We start from the raw sequence: 2008 nt of genomic DNA, 5'->3' as shown, positions 1-2008 counted from the left end.
GCTTAATGGAATTCTTTTTGTAGGCCAGTAGAGCTGAGGGGTAAAATAATCTATCCAGCCTTTGTTTAACCATAGCTTCGCATCTGCATACAGCACATTATACTGGTCAAAACAACAGGCAGATTCTGGAGATCCAGGCCGCCATAATCCAAAAGGACTAATGCCAAACTTAACCTGAGGCTTTGCTGCTTTCATTTCTTTATAAATGCGTTCAATTAAATCATTCACACTTTTGCGCCGCCAGTCGCCACGTGATAATTTACCACCGGTATTTTGATATGCAGTCCAGCTTACACTGTCAGGAAAATCCGCCATCAAATTATAATCAGGATAAGGATAAAAATAATCGTCAAAATGAACACCATCAATATCATATCGGCTTACAAGGTCCATTACTACATTGGTTGTTCTGTCCTGTACTTTTTTTTGTGCAGGATCCATCCACCAATAGCCTTGTTTTAAATAAACCACCATTTCAGGATTCGTCTTAATTATAGATTGGTCACTTATTATACTATCGCCTTTGGGGTGATGGGCACGATAAGGATTTAGCCATACATGCAGTTCCATCCCGCGGTCATGTGCTTCTTCAATCCAGAATGTTAGCGGATCATAATACGGATCCGGCGCTTTGCCGCCTTTACCGGTGAGATAATAACTCCACGGTTCAATATTACTTTTGTACAATGCATCTGCATGCGGACGAACCTGAAGTATAACTGCATTAAAATTATGCTGTTGCAAAAAATCAAGCAAAGTAATCGCTTCCTTTTGCTGCTGCTCTGTGCTGAGGCCGGGTTTACTTGGCCAATTGATGTTGGCAACTGTTGCCACCCATGCAGCCCTAAATTCTCTCATAGCTTTAGGTGTATTCTCCTGTGTAATTTCCGTAGCAGTTTTTGAGGAAGTGCAGGAATTAAATAAACAGGTTGCAGAAAATACTATAAGAAAAGGAAATATTTTTTTTATCATACAGAAATTTTAATACGGTTGATTTTGAAAAGTAAAGAATAAATGTATTTACCAATGGTTCAGAAGAAAAAAATAGCTTTAATAGCTTTAGAATTGATTACTTCTTCTTATTAACCACAATTATTTTTCTCTCCGCTATATATCCATCATACGATATAGCACTTCGGTCTATGCTGGTTACATTAAGTGAAGCAGAAGCGTTATCAAAAATTCGGAAGTATAGTTCCCTAAGATAAGTTTGATCTTTGGGCTTTATAGAAATACTCCAGCCATTGTTAGCGGGTTTTAGTGCATAGGTAAACTTAGTAGAGGTAAAGTCAAAATCAACATCAGCAGGGCTGATTGATGCAATATATCCACGTCCAAAAAAAGGCAGGTTGCTTATGATAGTATCCTTAGAAACTGACACATCATAACCGGAACTTAAATCTCTCTTTCCTCCACTCATAGGGTTTACATACCTTGCTACAAATACAAAACTTTGAGATTCGATTATGCTTTTCAAAGTCGCTTCATCTACACGTTCATCATTTTTTATCTTGCGGCTATTAGTACATCCAAAAAATGTTAGTGCAGATATTAATACAACAAGTATGTGTGGAATATTTGCTTTCATTTTTGATAATAGATATTCATTTAATTGAGAAATATTTGTGCCCTCATCTTACATTCTTCTTGCGAGTACAATTGTATTTTTAAATTTTTTCTTTTTGCCGTCCGTATTAAATATTTCTGTATAGATGATGTAAATTCCTTGCGCAAGTTTTTGCTGTTTCTCTCCAAGTCCATCCCAAATATAACTTCCTTTAATGCCACTTAAAGCATTTTTTTGAAGATAACGAACCGGCCGGCCCGAAGCATCAAAAATAGTAATGTTGGCAATATACCCGGGAGAAGGAAAATTATAATTAATAACAGCAAAATCATCCATACCGTCATTATCCGGAGAAAAGATTTCGGGTGCTACTGTTATTTCTCCCTGCACTTGAAGATCAGTTCTAAATTGTGAATTTTTATACCCCGGCGTACCATAGCC

The 2008-nt window shown here is 37.1% G+C and carries 3 protein-coding genes; all 3 read right to left on the bottom strand.

From position 1 onward, the window contains the following. On the bottom strand, positions 1-972 hold a 972-nt coding region (locus H0W62_15305; protein MBA3649885.1), incomplete at its 3' end, for a family 10 glycosylhydrolase. Between the two features lie 97 nt (positions 973-1069). Continuing rightward, positions 1070-1588: a DUF4251 domain-containing protein gene (locus tag H0W62_15300; GenBank protein MBA3649884.1), complete on the bottom strand. Its 519-nt coding sequence runs from the start codon at positions 1586-1588 to the stop codon at positions 1070-1072. A 48-nt stretch (positions 1589-1636) separates the two neighbouring features. Then, positions 1637-2008 (bottom strand): gliding motility-associated C-terminal domain-containing protein (locus H0W62_15295; GenBank protein MBA3649883.1); only part of this gene is annotated, 372 nt, incomplete at its 5' end.

It is taken from the genome of Chitinophagales bacterium, from assembly GCA_013816805.1.
In the GTDB taxonomy this organism is placed as follows: domain Bacteria; phylum Bacteroidota; class Bacteroidia; order Chitinophagales; family UBA10324; genus MGR-bin340.
The sequence above is the reverse complement of the archived record's forward strand: the minus strand, read 5'-3'. Positions and strand labels throughout refer to the sequence as shown.